Source organism: Desulfovibrio sp. An276, assembly GCF_002159665.1.
In the GTDB taxonomy this organism is placed as follows: Bacteria; Desulfobacterota; Desulfovibrionia; order Desulfovibrionales; family Desulfovibrionaceae; genus Desulfovibrio; species Desulfovibrio faecigallinarum.
In genome coordinates this window covers 37,422-53,031 of sequence record NZ_NFJC01000020.1, presented here as the reverse complement: position 1 = coordinate 53,031, position 15,610 = coordinate 37,422, and the positions used below count along the sequence as shown (strand labels likewise).

The window sequence follows — 15,610 nt, the reverse complement described above, 5'->3', positions numbered from 1 at the left end:
GTCGCCTGGTTTACGTAAAACGCCTTATTGGCCGCCAACCATATGGGAACACGGATAGATTTGAGCATCGCCTCAAACTTGTCGGTGGGCATGCTGTCAAAGTCCACAAACAGCTTGCCGTCCTCGTCAACGGACAGGCCGCCGCCGTCTTGGATGCAGGCCTCGGTAATGTCGCCCTGGATCTGCCAGGCAGTACCGGTGTACGTGAGGGCGTACAACCTGTTGGCTGCAAGCCACTCTGGAGAAACGCCCTCCTTGCGCCACTGAATGGGCTTTGCGCCTGTACCGGATACGTTCAGAGTGGGAGAGCTGGCCGTGTTCGTGTTGTTGAACAGGACCATGATTGTCGCGCCTTCGACCAGAGTGAAATTGTTCACGGTGACTGTCTTGGCTGCGGTTCCGGCTGCAGTAGAACATTGTGCAAAGCGGGTTATGGGTTCACTGCCGTCAAAGTTCACGCCGTCAATGGCACGGGGCGTCTTCAGCTTGGCGACGTACAGCTTGCCATCTTCCCCGATTTCAAGACCGCCGCCAGCGGCGGCAACAGAAGAGCCGGCAGAAGTCCAATAGGTGCCTTCTGTGTCCTGAGTGGGGTCCTGCGCTCCGCCTGAGTCCGGGCCACTCGCCTGCACGGCCACATACTCTTTGCCATTGGCGCCAAGGATATGGGCGCCCTGCAGGTAGTTGTTCTGGTTGTTCCATTGGTACAGGGAACCGGACTGCTGGAAGAATACATGCTGAGAAAGCAGCTTGTTGACGGCATTGAAATATTCCCTCTGCGGAGGAACACCGCCGGCGCTCAATGCCGTGGCAGACCTTGCGGGCCAGCCGGACTGGTAGGAGAGAGCGGAGGTGCCTTCCGGGGTTTTCTCTGGAATCGTGAAGACATCAGCCTGATTGCCGATGACATTTTCAAGCCTTGGGGGTTGAGACGGAATAGGCATTTGTTGGTACTCCATTGGCAGGGACGAAGGTCCCGTGATTGAAAGGTTGCAGTCCGGAGCCGGCGAATCCAAATACGCCTTCCGGGTTCAGTGTCATTACTTCGTATCCGACGCCTGCAGGTACAGGAGGAATATCCTCCCGCAGGATCATGGCGCGCTCCTCGTCGGTAAGTTCGAAGGTGAACAGGAAACGAATCCTCATGGTGCTCACATGGATGACCATGACCTCGCCCCTGTCTCTGTAGAACTCGCTCATGATGCGGTTGAGACTGGCAAGCGTGCCGTTGGTGATGTTGATGGCCGCCTTGAAAAAGACAGCTTTGCGAAGGTTCAGGTCATCCATGGTATAGGACGATGTACCTTCAGGGTCGTAGAAAGGAGCTTGCCCGAATGGCTGATAGCCGCCGCCGAAGAAACCGAACCAGTCGTCAAGTCCCTTGAGCTGAAGCGTCCGTGATATGCCCACGATACGAGCCCAGCAGTCGAGGCCCCAGCCTATGGCCGTTCGGGGGTGGAAGACCTTTGCCCAGAAATCGGCCATGCTCCACACAGGATTGATGGCGAACTCCTCGCCCTGGAGGAGCATCCTCAGAGAGCGGGAATGCTCGTACTGGCTGATGACTGTCAGAGGAAAGCTGACGCCTCGGCGGATATTGCGGACTGCCCTGATGTTCCGACTCTTGCGGAAGCTCAGCCCCTTCCATGTGGAGGGCGTCCAGAGAATGAGGTCGCCTTCGACGGGCATGGCTACGCTCCTGCCACGGCCTTGCGCACGTAGCGCAAAGGTGTTGTCGCATAGGCAGACAAGTCAGGCGTGCCGTCTGTGCCGTCACACGCCACCCAGCCAGTAGGCAGATTGCCAGTCGTGTTCACAAGCGAGATGAGACCGTTGGGAGGCAGATTTGCATTCACAACGTCCAGCGTGTCCTGGATGTTCGAGATGCTGTCCTCTATCGTGTCAATGCTGTTCTCAATGGCCGTAATGTCCTGGTTAATGCCATTGATGTCCGAATTGATGGCGCTGATAGATTGGTCGTGCCCGTTTGCCCTTGTCTGCAGTTTCTGGATAGCAGCTTCGGCGTCATCCATGCGCACACCCAGGGAACCAAGCGTCGTGAGCGCCCCCTGCATCTGCCCTTCAAGATTGCCCAGTCGCAGGTTCACTTCGGCGATGGCGCTCGCGTACTGGCCGAGGAAGGCCGTGATGCGCTGGTCGAGATCGTTGAGAAAGGCCTCTGTCTGTGCTTCGAACTCGTCGCCTGAAAGCTCGCCCGTGCGGGGTTGATACTCGTAGGTTGCCATTATCGATCCTCCACTGTGATGTAGATGTCGTCGGTGGCGAGCGAGGGATACTCGTCGTTGGTCAGCTCCACCACATTACCCATCTCCTCGCCCTTGCGCCCGATAGTGATGCCCACAATCTGCTGCACGCCGGCAGACAGGACAGGGCAGTAGAAGCGACTGGCGTAGACGGTTTCTCCGATGTGGACGCGTTCACTCTCCTGGGTGTGCTGAAGCGAATTCGTGTTCTCGTACGCTTCCCCATAGAAGTCTGCGTAGACGTTGGCCGCGGCGGTGTCCAGGACAGTCGTGCTCGTGCTGGGTGTCCTGCGTACGTAGACATGTATTTCGAAGGCAACCTCGACAGGACGCTCAAAAAGAATGGTCTCCTGGGCGCCTGTCACTGGGTCCGCATACTCGTGTTCCGTGTTGCCGTTGTAGTCACAGCCTCCAGAAACAGAGTTGTACAGGGCTTCGGCAATTTCTGCATCCTTCCCGCCAAGTACAGCCACATACACAGAATGCGGCTTGAGTGTCACGCCGTTGTCCGTAATCGGCTCGCTGGTCCTGTTCTGTCGGGCCAACAGGTCGATCACTCCGTCAATGTTGCCCACCCTTGCGTACACGCTTGCCAGCATGGATCTGCTGTTGAGCGCCACGGACTGAAACCTTCGTTCCTCAAACTCCCGCTGGCTTTCCACGTCGCGACCGAGCACGCCGGCCGTCTCATTGGATACTGTGTCCCAGCCGGGTTGCGCCTGCACGATGGTGGTGACGGAGTTGGCTTCCACCTCGATGGGACCTGTCTCTACACAGGCAAAGGGCAGTACGATGGAGCCGCTCGCCGGGATGGTGCCGGTAGTCTGGCAGTAGAGCTCGATGCTGCTTTCCGTGCGCACGCGCGCGGGCTCGTCGCTCGTATCCGCACCCGCGATGATCACGCCTGCGAGACCTGTGCATGTGACCTGCACCACCGTTGGCATGGCCGCCTGCCGGTCAAGGAAGTAGATGGCAGCGAGGGCGTCCTGGAAAACACCTTCCGCCGTGGCAGGGTTGAACATGTTTGCCAGGTAAAGAAGCTGTGCATTCTTGTCCTGCACGATTGCGGCAAGGGACGCCATAAGCTGCCCCTGTGGCGTAGCCGGATCCAGGTTCAGGCGATTGTTGAAGGCCGCCTGCCATATCTCCTGCTGCGCCTCAAGGACTGTCTGGCTGTCAGGTGCGACAGGCCCCTGTGGCGTAAACTCGATACTAGAAGGACACATTGACCACTCCCCCGTCGTCGGTTGTGACCGCAATATCTCCATGCAGCACACGTCTGGCAAACTCGGTCAGCGTTGTGCTCGCGTCTGTCACACCGGGCACCTGCAACGCCCTCTCATTGGCTCGTGTTGTTACCAGCTCTTCCGGTGGCAGCGCTGCCAGCTCATTGTCGAGATATGGCACGCCGTCTTCCGCCGCATAGTACGGTTCACCGTAGAAGGTACGCTCGTAGCAGGCCACGTCCTGGGCAACACGTTCCGCGCCGGACACAATGGCAAGGCTGCCTCCAACCGTGAGCGCCAAATCCCAATCCTCAGTTAACTTCAGGCTGTCCATTACACAGGTCCTCCCGACGTATCCGGTCCGGCCTCGACACCGGTGTGCCTGTGGCTCTGCATGGAAATCTGTCCTGCTGTCATGTTTCCTTCTGCCCTGACCTGCCCTGTGAGGGTTGTTTCAGGCGTATCAATGGTCACACCGTTGGGCGCTGTGATTGTGAGCTTGCCGGCCTTCAGCTCAATCTTTCCACCTGCGCCGTCATCCAGTGTGATGCCCTCATCGTCGATCATGACATAACGACGGGGCTGCTTGCCGAGAAAACCGGAAAAGAAGAACCCGTCTCCCTTGGAATAGCGCCGTGCCGAACCGGGGTTGCAGGGAGAGCCGTCACCTTCCTTCATGACCTCTGTGTCCCGCATGGCGTAGACGTTGAGGCCAACATCCTCGGGCTTGGGGTCCACAATGAAAGCGTTCTCTCCTCCCTGGTAGCGAAAGTACGGGATGGTGAACAGCGGAGACTGCTGCATGCCCTCGCCTGTGCCGGTGACAAGATTGACAATGGGTGTGGCGGACACAGTGCCACTTTTGGCAACACCTCCACCGGAAACAGATCCGACAGTAGCAGGCTCCGCTGTGTTGATCTTGTTTATTTCCTGGCGGATGTGGAAGTTCTCCGCATTGTACTGGCTGGCATCCGTGTTGAAATCCTGCTGCCCTTTGACTATCTGCTCTGCCATCTATCCCTCCTTTGCCTTCTTGACCTTGGTTCCATCCTTGTCTTCCTGATTGGGGTATGTCGCCTTGAAGCTCGTCTCCCATTTGGCTGCCTGCCCGTGGTTGGCCTGCAGACTGTGGGAAAGCGAAGTCACTCTCCACAGGCCGGACGCCTTGGGAACAATGCTTTCGATGCGTACAGGGCCGCCTATCTGCAGCCTGGGTTCATAGTAGCAGCGGCAGGCAATGCCCTTTGCGTCAAAGGAGGGGAAGCCAATGAGGCCTGTGGCACGCTTGCCTTCCGACTCGCCTCGCAGCACAGGTGTCGAACCTTCGGCATCGTCTGAGCGCAGCTTGCCCTGAGGACCTATGATCATCTCGTCGTCGTCCAGAATCATCTGAATGCGCGCCGCTTCGGCAATCTCCTTGGCCTGCTCGTGGGCTCCACCAACAAAGGCCACATTACGAAGCTTGACGCCTTCCACGCCACGGTTCTTGAAGGTCAGTCCCATTTGCTGGGCAAGGCGTTGCAGCATCTGCGCCACATCCTGGCTGCCTTCACCTGTCAGAGTCTCCTTCGGTGTCACTGTAGCGACGTAACCCGTGATCGCCTGTATCTCGAAGATGGAGCTTGCGTCTCCGGAGAAGGAAGGAACAGCGCTTGTTATGTCGCCCTGGAATACCTGTGACATGGTAGTCCCGTCACCGGCCAGCAGTGTCAGGCGGTTCTTTTTCACAGCCAGAGGGTCGAAGGCCAGCGTGGTCAGGGTTTCCATGTCGGACAGCCGCATGTTGTAGATCTTCAGCGTGCACTTGTTCTTTTCCTTGCCGCCGGGCTTGGAAATCTCGGCATCCATGCCAAGGCGGAAAATCTTGGTGTTGACGCTCTGGCCCGTGCCAGGGTCGAAGCCACCTTCAGCCAGGGTAATCCTGGCCTCCAGCATCTTGACGGAAAAGCTCTGTGGCATATCAGCTCCTCCCCACATATTCGCCGCTGCGGTAGGCGTCGGCCTCTGTCTGAGTCAGATAAAGCAGGTTCCACCTGTCCCCGAGTCCTGTGTATTCGGGGTCCTCGCTGCCTTCCATGTCTACAAAGAGAAGACCACCTTCAAAGGCCATGTAGCCGGACAGAGGCAACAGCACGCCGTCCTTGCACAGGGCACCGTAAAATATGGCTGTCTCGCCCACATACAAATCCATGTAGAGACGCAGAGGACCACCCGCACGCTCTGGCCGTGTGTACAGCCGAAAGGAGCAGTCCTGGTCCCCAAGGACAACCTGAAAGCTCTGGTTCGCAATTGCGCTGACAGGAATCGTCTCCACTGTCTTCCTCCTACCCGAACAAGCCTGCGGCTATGCTCTTGCGGGGCTGCTTCTTCTCGGCTGTGGCCTCTGCCTTGGCGGACGCTCCATCGGTTGCCTTCTTGCCCGAACTCACGGTTTTCCCATCCGACGCGTTCTTGGGAGACTTGATCGTCTCGTTGGAATACTCGGAAGACACCTGCTTGACCTCGACAAGCCGCAGGTTGACCTTGAGACGGTCCACGCCATCGCCCACAGAACGGGTGTAGTCAAAGCTCTCAAGGGAGTAGTTCGTGAAGGTCTTTTCGGGCGTAACAACAGACAAAAGCTCGGTGCTTTTGGAAAGCTCTGTGAGCGCCTCAATGACAGCCTTGCGGTCTGCCGTTCCTCCAGACAAGCCAAGGGTCACGTTGATGACATTGGGAGACTGCACCTTGTTGTAGGCAAAGAAGCTGTTGGGCTCGACAGGGTATGTCGTAACCTTGCCATCCGCAGCCACGTCCAGGGAAAAGAACGTGTCGAAAGGCACAGCCTGAGCGCCATCAGACTTGTACAGGGACCAGTTTCCGTGAAGACTTGTCGCAAACAAAGGCATGCCCTAAACCCCTATGCCGGTGTCCGACTCTGTGGCGGTTGTCCGTGGATTGATGGCGTTGCTCGTTGCCTGAGCTATGCCATCCGGATTGTCCGACTGCGTAGTGATGTTGATGTTGTTGGTCTGGGTAATGGTCCGCTGATTGTTGTTCGTGGTCACGGATGTGCCACCCTTTGCAGCGGCCTGCCCGGCAGCGAAAGTTCTGCCTTCGCCCAAAGCCTGCTGCATGCTCCCGGTCTCTCCGGGGCGTGCTGTCAGCGTTGGCTGCGGAAGTGAAGCAGTTTTCTCCCTGTCGCTTGTGAAGGTTGGCCCGCGTCCGGAAGCCGCAGCCTTTTTGGACTGCTCAATCACATCGGTTTCAAGAGAATCCGCGTCCAGGCGTCTGCCTTCCTTGTGGTCGCCCGAAATCAGGTCTTTCAGCCAGTCGGGCACAAGGCCCGCCAGCTTGTCGGCAATCCAGCCAAAGAACTTGCCAAACGAGTCCATGATTTTGCCAGCAACGGCGCTCACAACGTCGCCAACAGCCCCAAGACCCTTCTTCACCGCGTCCAGGCCGGAAAGGACAGTGTTCCAGTCTCCGGTGAAGAGCCCCTTGAAAGCTGTCACCACGCCGCCAATGACTTCCACAAGCCCGCTGATAGTGCTCTTGACCAGCTCCCAATAGCCAAGGACGGCATTCGCCACAAGGCCGGCTACCTCGCCTACTGCATCAAAGGCCGCCTCCAGACCGGCAAGGGCCTGCTTCAGCATGGAGGAGACTTCTTCCGGCGTCCCAAAGAGCGACCAGAACTCGCCAAATGCGGACGTGCCACCCTCAAGCCAGACCATGAGGTCGTCAATGGCAACGCCGATTGCCATGATTGCGGCGGGTATGAGCGCAAAGGGTCCAAGGCTTGCCCACGCCGCAGCGCCCATGCGGACAAGCTTCGGGATGACAGCCGTGCTTATGACAGTGCCAATCGTGACAAAGATTGTCTGGACAGACTCGCCGTTTTCCTTGACGTACTTGAAGAACGCCTCGGACTTCTGTGAAATCCACTCTATGGCAGGCGCAAGCAGATCAAGGCCTGTGGCAGTGAGACGCTGGAACACACGGGTGACGTTTTGCCAGGCTGCCTGCAGCCTGGCGGAGTTCTCAAGGTCTCGCTTGTCGTAGACAGCCTTCTCCCTCATCTCCGCCACAAGGCCCTCGATGGCCTTGCGACCCTTGAGAATGAGAGAAATACTCGTGGCATCCACGCCCATCTGGGTCAGCCAGCCGGTGGCCTCGTCCGGTTTCATCCCCTGCACAGCATCAGAGAGGCGCAACAGGGCTTCCTGTGTGTCCACCATGTTGCCCTTTGCGTCCTTGAGGGACAGGCCGGTCTGCTTGGCAAAGTCCTTGAAGGGGCCGGAGTCGTTCTTGACCATATCGATGGTCCAGTCGCCCATGTCCCTGAATGTGTCATAGAGGTCTTGCGCCTCTATGCCCATTTGCTCGCCTGCCCCCTGCCATGCCTGCCACTGTTCGACTGTCATGCCCAGCTGGGAAGAGTACTGGGAAAGCTGCTTCGTCTGCTCGACAAAGTTCATTGCCCCGCCGACAGCAGCGCCAATGGAAAGCGCTCCAAGCAGAGTGTCCTTCAGGTTGTCCCAGGCGGAAGCGCCATCCTGCGCGGCCTCCTGAATCTGCTTCCCAGCCTTGTCAGCCGCGCTGCCGGCATTGCGCAGAGCCCTGGCTGCGCTGTCTCCGGAGTCACCCACCTCGCGCCCAAAGGAGTCCGCTGCCCGCGCCGCAGAAGTGAAGCCGCTGCGTGCCTGTCCTGTCGCCCTGTCAATGTCGGAACCTATCACCTGCAGTGCTCGCGACACTCTGGCAAGGGCGTCAATCAGGACAGCGACAGCATTTTGTGCCGTGCTTCCGAACTGGTCAAGTGCGGCAACCGGGCCGTTTATGTTTATGCCGTCCCATGCGCGCTGACTTTCACGGGCAGCAGAAGAGACAGCCTTGGCGGCGCTGCCAGACTGTGACTGCACCTCCTCGCTTGCACGCCTGATGCCTTCAAGCTGTGACTGCGACCTTTCCGCTTCGGACTTCAGGCCGGAAGCGTCAAGAAGCAGCTTTATGACCAATTCGCGAACGGTACTCACTTGAGCTTGCTCCAAAGATGGGCGTTGTAGTCGTCAACCTTCACAAGCTCCCAAAGGTCCAGGGCGTCACGCACCGAATAGACCGTTTCGAGCTCATGCAGGGTTGCCAGCCTGCGGGAGACAGGAACACCTATGCAGGCTGGCAAAAGGTAGTCTCTCAGGCCGCCGGGGCGCTTGCCTGTGTAAGGCGGGAGAACAAGCCACCTGCGGGAGCGAAAAAAGCAAAGTTCAGCTCCAGCACTTCCAGTCTCAGCCTGTAGAGCGTGCTCACTTCCTCAATGAAGTTGTCCACGTTGTCCGGCCTCAGCTGAATTTTGGCCTCGGGCTTGTCCGGCCTGGGCACAAAGGAAACACAGTCAAGCAGCTCGTCATAGAGCGGCTCCACTATCTTCCAGTCGAGTCCGGCAAGCACATGATTCAGCGCGGTAACAAGCGCCCCCGCATTGCTCACACGGGACGCTTCCAGGACAGCAGCCGGTACCTCTCCGGAGAAGGCAGCCACAAGGACACGCGCCGCCCATTTTTCCAGTCGGGACGCCGGCATTTCTGTCAGGAAGAAGGTCTTGCCCTTGTCGCGGCCTTCCCTGTCTATTGTGATTGTACGCGTTTCACGCATGGTCTGCTCCCTAGATGACGCTTGCTGTCCACTCGTCAAAGGTTATGGTGTACGTCGTTGCCTGTAGCGTCTGGGCAGCCGTAGGCATGGGCGTGGCCGCAGTGATTCCTCCACGCAGGCCCGTGTACTTGCGCCCAATGGCGGGCAGTGTGAACTCTGCGTTGCAAAGCACCACCTCACGAACGCTGTCCTGGTACGCAAGCCAGTCGTCAAAAACAGCCCTGCTGGGGGAGTCCGCCGCAATGGTAACGGTCAGCACCTTGTTGGTAGGAACCCAGCCGAAGCTTGTGTGCCCGTCCACACCCTTCTCTGCCACCACGGGGTTGATCTGTTCGGGCGCAATAGCGGCGTCCGTTCCATAGCGCTCAATCTTGACGGGCGTGTCATACAGCCCCGGGACGGTCAGGTTGAAGATGGAGTTCGCGGAAGTGATTGTGTTGTTCCCCATGTTGTCTGGCATAAGTCACCTCCTTTACTGAATGCAGGTAGCGGACATGATGACACGCTGAATGGAGCCGCCGTCCGTGTAATAGAAATAGCAGTTCGGCGTACCCCTCTGCGCACGCACTGTCGGGCCGGGGTCCGTGATCTTCATGTACCACCCTTGCGTCATCAGGGTCTGTGAAACGTCTGTGCCCAGCTCCTGCAAGAGCTGCACCTTCTGGGTATTCGAGAGCACAACGCCATTGCGGAACGCGCCGAACTCGCGGAAGCGGTTGATGGTGTCCAGGCAGGCTGTGCGGATCTGACTGTAGCCGTCTTCATTGTAGGGTATGGAGCGGCTTGCGGCGAACAGGTCCAGGATGTTGAGCTGCAGCTGGTCCTTGAGGCCAATGGCGTTGAGATAGGAATCCGCCCAGGCAAATTCACCTGTGACCTGTCCATTCCAGAAGAACTTGAAGTTGGCGGACGCCGTGGCGAAATCGGCGTAGCAGTTGTAGCCATTGTCAATGAGCGCGTTGCAGTCCTGGTCATTGTCGCAGGTAACTTCGACACCCTCAAACTGCCTGTAGGCAAGAGTGAGGCGCCCATTGTACTGCTGGAAGTTGATGCATGCGATTGCGCCCATGACGGCAGCCGCAAGCTGCAACGTGTTCCAGACAGCGATTGTACCGGACAACTCAAGCTTGTGCTTGATCTCGTACCCTGCGGATGCGGTACTCCCTGCCACGCGGGCGGCGTTGTCGGTATCCCACATGACATAGGCACAGCGTGTGTCATAGGAGGCGCACCACTGGGCAAGCTCAATCTTCTCGTCATGCTCAGGCTCGAAAATGGAGCTGAAGGATACCCAGTCACGGGCATAGCGCAGAATGTTGGTCATGCAGTCCGTGAGGGAAGACCCATCCGTTCCCACAGACTGCACGGCTCCTGCCTGTTCTGTCAGATGCAGCACGACAGCAAGGTCTGTGCCTGCGGAACCGGCAGATGCAAAGGACACAGAAGAACCTGCGCCAGTGGTGCCGGACGTGATCTGAAACGCGTTCGTCTGCGAGCTGAAGGAAACAACAGGATCGGTTGTCAGTGTTTCCACATCCGCAAGCGCGGTCTGAATCTTGGTGGCCACATCGGAGAAGCTGGTGGCAGAGGAAAGGTCGATACCGGTGACCGCTGCCTCCTGGCCGTCAATTTCCAGAGTCAGGGAACCGTCGGTAATGTCCTGCAAGTCCGCAAGTGCGCCCTCATACGCAGCTCCTCGCAGCCATGCAGCCGCAGCAGCGGAACGCCACGGGGCAATGTAGAGGGTGGAAGGCAAGTATTGTGTATTGGTGTAGCCGCCAAAATACACAACCGCAGCACGGTATTCATCGGAATCCGTTCCAAAATACGCACCTACGCCCTCGGATGAAGAGAAGGAAAGCACACGGTCGGTCGGGGGCAGTTCGCTCTTTGTCAGAAAGAGGCCACTGAATTTGAGTCCGCTTGTCCCTGCGCCCATGACACGGGGAACAATCTGGACAAGAAGGTCGGCATTCACAGCCATAGGATACTCCTATTCCTGCTCGTGCAGGGAAATGTTGACAGCGTTGAAAAACTCGTATTCCACGATAGAGCTTGCGAGTTCCTGCGAAAGCTGAATCTCAAGCTCCAGCATCCATCTCGGTTCCGCCTGCTCATTGCCCACCATGCCGGTCAGCTCCTGGGGAGCCGTGACAGTCAGAGGGGTGAGCTTGCGGTCCTTGAAGAAGTCACATCCAGACAAATCCTGAAAAATCAGCGCACAGGTTCTTGCCCGTGTCTCCGAATCAGGTCCGTAGAAATCCACCTGCACACGTCGAGAAGTCGAACGCCCGACGCAAAGACTTCCTCTCCCTGTGGGGTTGCCCTGCTCATCCAGCTCGGATGTGTAGGTTCTGCCTGTTGTCGAGTGCCATGTGGCGCTCATGGGAGTAATCAGCACATAGGGCCCGGACGGTCTGGAAGCGGCATTGGTCCAGCCACGCACGACAGGGATGTCCTCACCCACAACCCAGCGCACAAAGTCACCGATGGCGGACACCACAAGCGTTTCCACGCTCTTGGTCTTCGGCTGCGTGTCCCTGTCTAGCCTGGCCATGCTGTCACACCTCCGGGGCGTTCGGTCGCGCCCTCCTCTGGTGCCTCACACACACGCACCTGCACCGCGCGAACCTTTGTCCACCCCGCTGTCGCGTTCCATGCCTCAAGCACCTGGTCCACCTGCCACTCGTATCCCTCGAAATAGAGCATGTCGCCGCCTTTGGTGCTTGCCCTTTCAAGGCCATACACGGGGCCATACAGGTAGCAATCACGCCACACTGTGTTTTGCCTGGTCTGCAAGAGCCACTGCAGGGCCTTGTCGGGTGTGGGCTGCACCTGCGCCCTGACCTTCACAGCCGGAGCCCATGCGGGGCGCTGCTGGTAGGTTTCTACCACCTGCCCAGCGGACTGCAGAAGGATCACGATCTGGTCGGGATTGACTGCCGTGATGGCTCCTCTGACAAGAGCGTGCAAGTTCATCTGGACACCTCGTAGTTCACGGACGAAATCATGGAGCCTGTGTCAATCAGCGTGCCGGGGACATGCTTCTCACCTGTCTTCGCCTTCTTGCCCACAACCTTCTTTGTCTTGCGGGCAATGGTGGCGGGAGCGTTCGGCGGAGCCATGTTGCTGGCAATGGTCTCCACAATGTCATCAGCCATGCGCATGCCCAGCAGCTTCATGGCATCCTCCGGAGTGCGGCCCTTGCCTATCATTCTTCCAAGGCCTTCCACCCATGTGTTCGCCTTCTCGTCAAAGGTCTTGCGCATGAACGGGCGGCTGGGAATGTTGGCTGTGCCAAACTCATTGTAGGCGGCATAGGCTGCCACAGACTCGCCGGTCTCGTTGTTGGTGGCTCCTTCCAGGATACCGGCCTTCACGCTGATGCCCCCTGTCAGATTGGCAAGGTCTTCCAGCTCCAGCAGGCGAATCAGATCGATTTTGGTCCGGTTCTTCATGGCTCTATCCCCACGGGTGATAGTGTGCTGCGGCATAGTACCTGCCACCGACAAGGTACGGTTGCAGGGCTTGCCAGAGAGTCTGGCCGCAAGGTGTCTGGGCAAAGTACTGCCCATTGGCGTATTGCGGCACAGAGAAACCCACAGACACGCTGCCCTGTGTGGCGTTGCTCATGGGCCCTGCCTGCCCCGGTCCCCACAGGGCCAATGTGGCGAGATGACAGACAAGCAGATACAGAAGTGTGCGCCGGACAAAAATCTGTTTGTCTGGATCGTATGGGATGCGGCTTTGCCCCGTGTTGTCCAGCATGAGACAGGCCACATCAAAGGCCTGCTGCAACTGGGCATCAGTCAGAAGGTCTTCTGTGAAACGAGGATACGCCTCACGAAAGCTTGCGGGGTCAAAGACTACAATCGCCATGCTACTTCTCGTCTTCTTTCACGGGCTTTGTCTTGACGCCCTTGGTAGGCTCCAGACCGTGACGGGTGCTCTGCTTGTCCTTTGCCTGCGCAAGAGCTTCCTTGCGGGATGCGCTGGCAAAGATACGCCCTTGCTTGAACAGCGCGGTATCCTTGTATGTGGCTTCAATCTCTTCCCAGTCAGCACGCTTCACAACTGTCAGAGAGAATCCACCACCAATGTTCAGCTCTCCCATTTCCTTGCCGCGCAGGTGTGCGGAGTTGCCGGGAATCACGATCTCCCTGCCGTCACGCAGCTTGTACTTGATCCCCACGGGACGGTTCAGGCAGACAACTACCGTGTCACCCGTGTTGCTGACAGTGCCCTGCAGTTCCTGCTCAATGGCGTCTGTGGTGGTTGTGGTGGTCTCCTGGGTGGTCTGTGGCTTGCCTTTTCGCTGTGCCATTATGTCCTCCGTGTGTGACTTTTTTGCAGACGAAACTCGTCCGCATAGAAATTTTGGGAGAAGCGTACCACATTTTTACAGTTGCGCAAGTGTCTTTAAAGTTTGTTAAAACTGTTTAAAATCGTTTAAAACCGTTTCAAGTTTGTTGAAGTTTGTTAAAACCGTTTAAAATTTTGGCATTCCGCTTGCGTCCCCGGACGATATGGGACATACTTGCACCTGCCATTTCATCAAGATCTCCTCTATCTTTGTGCGTTTCTCGGGCATTCGTCTTCTTCCTGTAAGGGCCCCGGTGACTCTCCCGTGTCACTGGGGCTTTTCTTTTGCCCAAAGAAAAAGGCCCCACTGCGCAGGAACAGTGAGGCCGTGCCAGCCCGCACGTGGATGCGGTTACGGGCCAGCGGAAGGGTTGCGAGGATTACGCCATGCCGGTCATGCTGGCAAAGGCGAAAGGCATGTAAATAATCCCGCCGTAGGTCGTGCTGATGAACTTCTGTCGGAAGCTGGACATATCCGGAATCAGACGGCCAGAACGCATTTTTTCGCTGAATGCCAGCGTGGCGGACTTCTGTCCGGCCACTTCCGGGGCAATCAGGAAAATGGTTTCGTCTCCGTCCAGGGCGTGCAACTCGGGGAGAGGAACCACGTCAATCTTGGTAAAGTACTTCCTGAGCATGTCCCAGACAGACACGTTGAAGTCGGTAGCAGTGCCAAGGTAGCGATTCATCGCAGGACTGATGCACAACTTCAGCGGCGTAGTCTGGTCAATCAGTCCGTTGGACTGCTCTGCCAGCTGGGCAAAAAGTGCCAGGATGTCATTGTAGATCTGCACCGTGCTCTTGTTCTCCCACAGGGGGCTGTTGCCCGTGCCAGTGGAGGCAGCAGTGATAGACTCCGGCAGGTTCGGGTCGTTGAAGATGCCATAGATGCTGTGACCTGCAACGCCGGTCAGATAGAACTTGTTGGAGTCAATCTCAATGCGAGTGGCTGCAGCCCTCTGCTTGTCGGAAGCAAGAGACAGCTTTGCAGTAGACGCAAGAGCAACTTCCCTGTCGCCGTAGTTGATAGTCGTCTGGAACAGGTACTGTTCGCGACTCATCCATTCATTATTTACGTCAGAGGTGACACCGTTGGCGTAGTCGCTGTACTCCTCTGTTCCGCCTACCATTTCGGAGACACGGAACTTGGTATAGGGCGTAGTCCAGTCGCCTTTCTTCTCCTCACGGAAAATCTGACGGGCATTACGGGGAGCGGTCAGGATTTCGACAACAGTAGGGTCAATATACGCTCCAAACTCAACGGGTACGCCCATGTTGGGGGAGGTCACAAGGGCAGCGTCCTGCGCAATTGTGGTACGGTTTTCCGGGGTGTTCCACCCGCGTGCGCCGTCGAACACAAAGCCGAGGCGACGCACCTGTTCAATAGTCATAGGCATGATTGTTTCTCCTCCTATTCGGAAGCGGCAGCGCCAAGGTTTGTGCGTGCGTTTGCGGCGTCAGTTGCACCAGTGCCACCATTGGCAACAGGCAGCGGAGTATTCTGGGTAGCAATGTCACCCAGACCCAGAGCAGTACGGGCTGCTTCTGCGGTAGTTGCACCGGTGCCACCATTGGCAACGCCGAGAGTGCCGGTCACATTGGAAAGGTCAACAGGACCACCGGAACCGCCGCCGGTAGACCCAGCGGGCACGCTCCAGTTGCTGATGATTACCATGTCATTGGCAGAGCCTGCGGTCTTGAAGACCCAGCCCGGAGCGGCAATGCCGTTGGAGCCGGCAGCGGCAAGAATCTTGCCATTGGTCTTGTCCACGTAAACCTGGCCGCCAACGGTAGCGGCTTCGCTGGTCTGCACATAGTAGTCGCCACGCACAGCAATGGTCAGGCCCTGCCCTTCGCGCACGGTTTCGGTAGCGCCGTCCAGCACGTCATAGATGTAGGTGCTGATCACCCTCTCGACAAAACCAAGAGGAGCGGCTGTGCCGGTGGTGGTAGCAGTCGCTACGCCGGCTTCGGTGCCAGCCCAGCAAAAGGTTCCCACTTTCACGCCGTTTTCATCGGCCACATAATTGATGGGCGTGTACACGCTCTGATCAGGCGTGGCCTTCTGGCCTGCAACAGCAAGAGGCAGGTCGATATTCACTTGAGTCTGAAGAGCCATGGAAA

21 protein-coding genes are annotated in these 15,610 nt (G+C 57.6%); all 21 read right to left on the bottom strand.

What is annotated here, in order from left to right:
• A partial coding sequence (locus tag B5F76_RS09315) for a hypothetical protein (protein ID WP_204218364.1) occupies positions 1–944 on the bottom strand: 944 nt, incomplete at its 3' end.
• Positions 913–1,689, bottom strand: coding sequence for a DUF2612 domain-containing protein (locus B5F76_RS09310; RefSeq protein WP_087353610.1), 777 nt, complete (start codon positions 1,687–1,689; stop codon positions 913–915). The genes B5F76_RS09315 and B5F76_RS09310, both read right to left, overlap by 32 nt.
• Before the next feature lie 2 nt (positions 1,690–1,691).
• A complete protein-coding gene (locus tag B5F76_RS09305; RefSeq protein WP_087353608.1) occupies positions 1,692–2,246 on the bottom strand; it encodes a hypothetical protein in 555 nt (184 codons plus the stop codon).
• Positions 2,246–3,490, bottom strand: coding sequence for a baseplate J/gp47 family protein (locus B5F76_RS09300; RefSeq protein ID WP_087353606.1), 1,245 nt, complete (start codon positions 3,488–3,490; stop codon positions 2,246–2,248). The genes B5F76_RS09305 and B5F76_RS09300 overlap by 1 nt, the downstream gene beginning before the upstream one ends.
• Complete coding sequence (locus tag B5F76_RS09295) at positions 3,477–3,791, bottom strand: hypothetical protein (protein WP_144268448.1); 315 nt, start codon at positions 3,789–3,791, stop codon at positions 3,477–3,479. The genes B5F76_RS09300 and B5F76_RS09295 overlap by 14 nt, the downstream gene beginning before the upstream one ends.
• Before the next feature lie 32 nt (positions 3,792–3,823).
• Positions 3,824–4,504 carry a hypothetical protein gene (locus B5F76_RS09290; protein ID WP_087353599.1) on the bottom strand — a complete coding sequence of 227 codons (681 nt, stop codon included), beginning with the start codon at positions 4,502–4,504 and terminating at the stop codon, positions 3,824–3,826.
• Positions 4,505–5,449, bottom strand: a complete 945-nt coding sequence (locus tag B5F76_RS09285) for a baseplate hub protein (RefSeq protein WP_087353596.1) — start codon at positions 5,447–5,449, stop codon at positions 4,505–4,507.
• A 1-nt stretch (position 5,450) separates the two neighbouring features.
• Complete coding sequence (locus B5F76_RS09280; protein WP_087353594.1) at positions 5,451–5,804, bottom strand: phage baseplate plug family protein; 354 nt, start codon at positions 5,802–5,804, stop codon at positions 5,451–5,453.
• A gap of 10 nt (positions 5,805–5,814) precedes the next feature.
• On the bottom strand, positions 5,815–6,378 hold the full coding sequence (locus B5F76_RS09275) for a phage baseplate protein (protein ID WP_087353592.1): 564 nt from the start codon (positions 6,376–6,378) through the stop codon (positions 5,815–5,817).
• Between the two features lie 3 nt (positions 6,379–6,381).
• Positions 6,382–8,508, bottom strand: coding sequence for a hypothetical protein (locus B5F76_RS09270; RefSeq protein ID WP_087353590.1), 2,127 nt, complete (start codon positions 8,506–8,508; stop codon positions 6,382–6,384).
• Positions 8,505–8,654 (bottom strand): hypothetical protein, encoded by a 150-nt coding sequence (locus tag B5F76_RS14910; RefSeq protein ID WP_162608789.1) that lies wholly within the window; start codon positions 8,652–8,654, stop codon positions 8,505–8,507. The genes B5F76_RS09270 and B5F76_RS14910 overlap by 4 nt, the downstream gene beginning before the upstream one ends.
• An 11-nt stretch (positions 8,655–8,665) precedes the next feature.
• Positions 8,666–9,124, bottom strand: coding sequence for a phage tail assembly chaperone (locus B5F76_RS09265; protein WP_087353588.1), 459 nt, complete (start codon positions 9,122–9,124; stop codon positions 8,666–8,668).
• Between the two features lie 10 nt (positions 9,125–9,134).
• Entirely contained in the window at positions 9,135–9,584 is a 450-nt protein-coding gene (locus B5F76_RS09260) for a phage tail fiber protein (protein WP_087353586.1), read from the bottom strand.
• A 12-nt stretch (positions 9,585–9,596) separates the two neighbouring features.
• Positions 9,597–11,108, bottom strand: coding sequence for a DUF3383 domain-containing protein (locus B5F76_RS09255; RefSeq protein ID WP_087353584.1), 1,512 nt, complete (start codon positions 11,106–11,108; stop codon positions 9,597–9,599).
• Between the two features lie 9 nt (positions 11,109–11,117).
• Positions 11,118–11,681 carry a phage neck terminator protein gene (locus B5F76_RS09250; protein WP_087353582.1) on the bottom strand — a complete coding sequence of 188 codons (564 nt, stop codon included), beginning with the start codon at positions 11,679–11,681 and terminating at the stop codon, positions 11,118–11,120.
• Entirely contained in the window at positions 11,669–12,103 is a 435-nt protein-coding gene (locus B5F76_RS09245) for a phage collar protein (protein WP_087353580.1), read from the bottom strand. Before B5F76_RS09245 ends, B5F76_RS09250 begins: the two co-directional genes overlap by 13 nt.
• The gene (locus B5F76_RS09240; RefSeq protein ID WP_087353578.1) at positions 12,100–12,582 is read right to left on the bottom strand and encodes a hypothetical protein; all 483 of its coding nucleotides are present in this window, start codon (positions 12,580–12,582) and stop codon (positions 12,100–12,102) included. The genes B5F76_RS09245 and B5F76_RS09240 overlap by 4 nt, the downstream gene beginning before the upstream one ends.
• A 4-nt stretch (positions 12,583–12,586) precedes the next feature.
• Positions 12,587–13,003, bottom strand: coding sequence for a DUF4054 domain-containing protein (locus B5F76_RS09235; protein ID WP_087353577.1), 417 nt, complete (start codon positions 13,001–13,003; stop codon positions 12,587–12,589).
• Between the two features lies 1 nt (position 13,004).
• Positions 13,005–13,448 (bottom strand): hypothetical protein, encoded by a 444-nt coding sequence (locus B5F76_RS09230; RefSeq protein ID WP_087353575.1) that lies wholly within the window; start codon positions 13,446–13,448, stop codon positions 13,005–13,007.
• A gap of 418 nt (positions 13,449–13,866) precedes the next feature.
• Positions 13,867–14,883 carry a major capsid family protein gene (locus B5F76_RS09225; protein WP_087353573.1) on the bottom strand — a complete coding sequence of 339 codons (1,017 nt, stop codon included), beginning with the start codon at positions 14,881–14,883 and terminating at the stop codon, positions 13,867–13,869.
• Between the two features lie 14 nt (positions 14,884–14,897).
• Complete coding sequence (locus tag B5F76_RS15145; RefSeq protein ID WP_087353571.1) at positions 14,898–15,605, bottom strand: structural cement protein Gp24; 708 nt, start codon at positions 15,603–15,605, stop codon at positions 14,898–14,900.
• Positions 15,606–15,610: the final 5 nt, after the last annotated feature.

Excerpts from the sequence above, each read along its gene's own strand:
- B5F76_RS09235 (WP_087353577.1), bottom strand. The coding sequence starts at position 13,003 with ATGGCGATTGTAGTCTTTGACCCCGCAAGCTTTCGTGAGGCGTATCCT.
- B5F76_RS09255 (WP_087353584.1), bottom strand. The coding sequence starts at position 11,108 with ATGGCTGTGAATGCCGACCTTCTTGTCCAGATTGTTCCCCGTGTCATG.
- B5F76_RS09250 (WP_087353582.1), bottom strand. The coding sequence starts at position 11,681 with ATGGCCAGGCTAGACAGGGACACGCAGCCGAAGACCAAGAGCGTGGAA.
- B5F76_RS09285 (WP_087353596.1), bottom strand. The coding sequence starts at position 5,449 with ATGCCACAGAGCTTTTCCGTCAAGATGCTGGAGGCCAGGATTACCCTG.
- B5F76_RS09265 (WP_087353588.1), bottom strand. The coding sequence starts at position 9,124 with ATGCGTGAAACGCGTACAATCACAATAGACAGGGAAGGCCGCGACAAG.
- B5F76_RS09275 (WP_087353592.1), bottom strand. The coding sequence starts at position 6,378 with ATGCCTTTGTTTGCGACAAGTCTTCACGGAAACTGGTCCCTGTACAAG.
- B5F76_RS09300 (WP_087353606.1), bottom strand. The coding sequence starts at position 3,490 with ATGTGTCCTTCTAGTATCGAGTTTACGCCACAGGGGCCTGTCGCACCT.
- B5F76_RS09230 (WP_087353575.1), bottom strand. The coding sequence starts at position 13,448 with ATGGCACAGCGAAAAGGCAAGCCACAGACCACCCAGGAGACCACCACA.
- B5F76_RS09310 (WP_087353610.1), bottom strand. The coding sequence starts at position 1,689 with ATGCCCGTCGAAGGCGACCTCATTCTCTGGACGCCCTCCACATGGAAG.
- B5F76_RS09225 (WP_087353573.1), bottom strand. The coding sequence starts at position 14,883 with ATGCCTATGACTATTGAACAGGTGCGTCGCCTCGGCTTTGTGTTCGAC.
- B5F76_RS15145 (WP_087353571.1), bottom strand. The coding sequence starts at position 15,605 with ATGGCTCTTCAGACTCAAGTGAATATCGACCTGCCTCTTGCTGTTGCA.
- B5F76_RS09240 (WP_087353578.1), bottom strand. The coding sequence starts at position 12,582 with ATGAAGAACCGGACCAAAATCGATCTGATTCGCCTGCTGGAGCTGGAA.
- B5F76_RS09260 (WP_087353586.1), bottom strand. The coding sequence starts at position 9,584 with ATGCCAGACAACATGGGGAACAACACAATCACTTCCGCGAACTCCATC.
- B5F76_RS09290 (WP_087353599.1), bottom strand. The coding sequence starts at position 4,504 with ATGGCAGAGCAGATAGTCAAAGGGCAGCAGGATTTCAACACGGATGCC.
- B5F76_RS09245 (WP_087353580.1), bottom strand. The coding sequence starts at position 12,103 with ATGAACTTGCACGCTCTTGTCAGAGGAGCCATCACGGCAGTCAATCCC.
- B5F76_RS09305 (WP_087353608.1), bottom strand. The coding sequence starts at position 2,246 with ATGGCAACCTACGAGTATCAACCCCGCACGGGCGAGCTTTCAGGCGAC.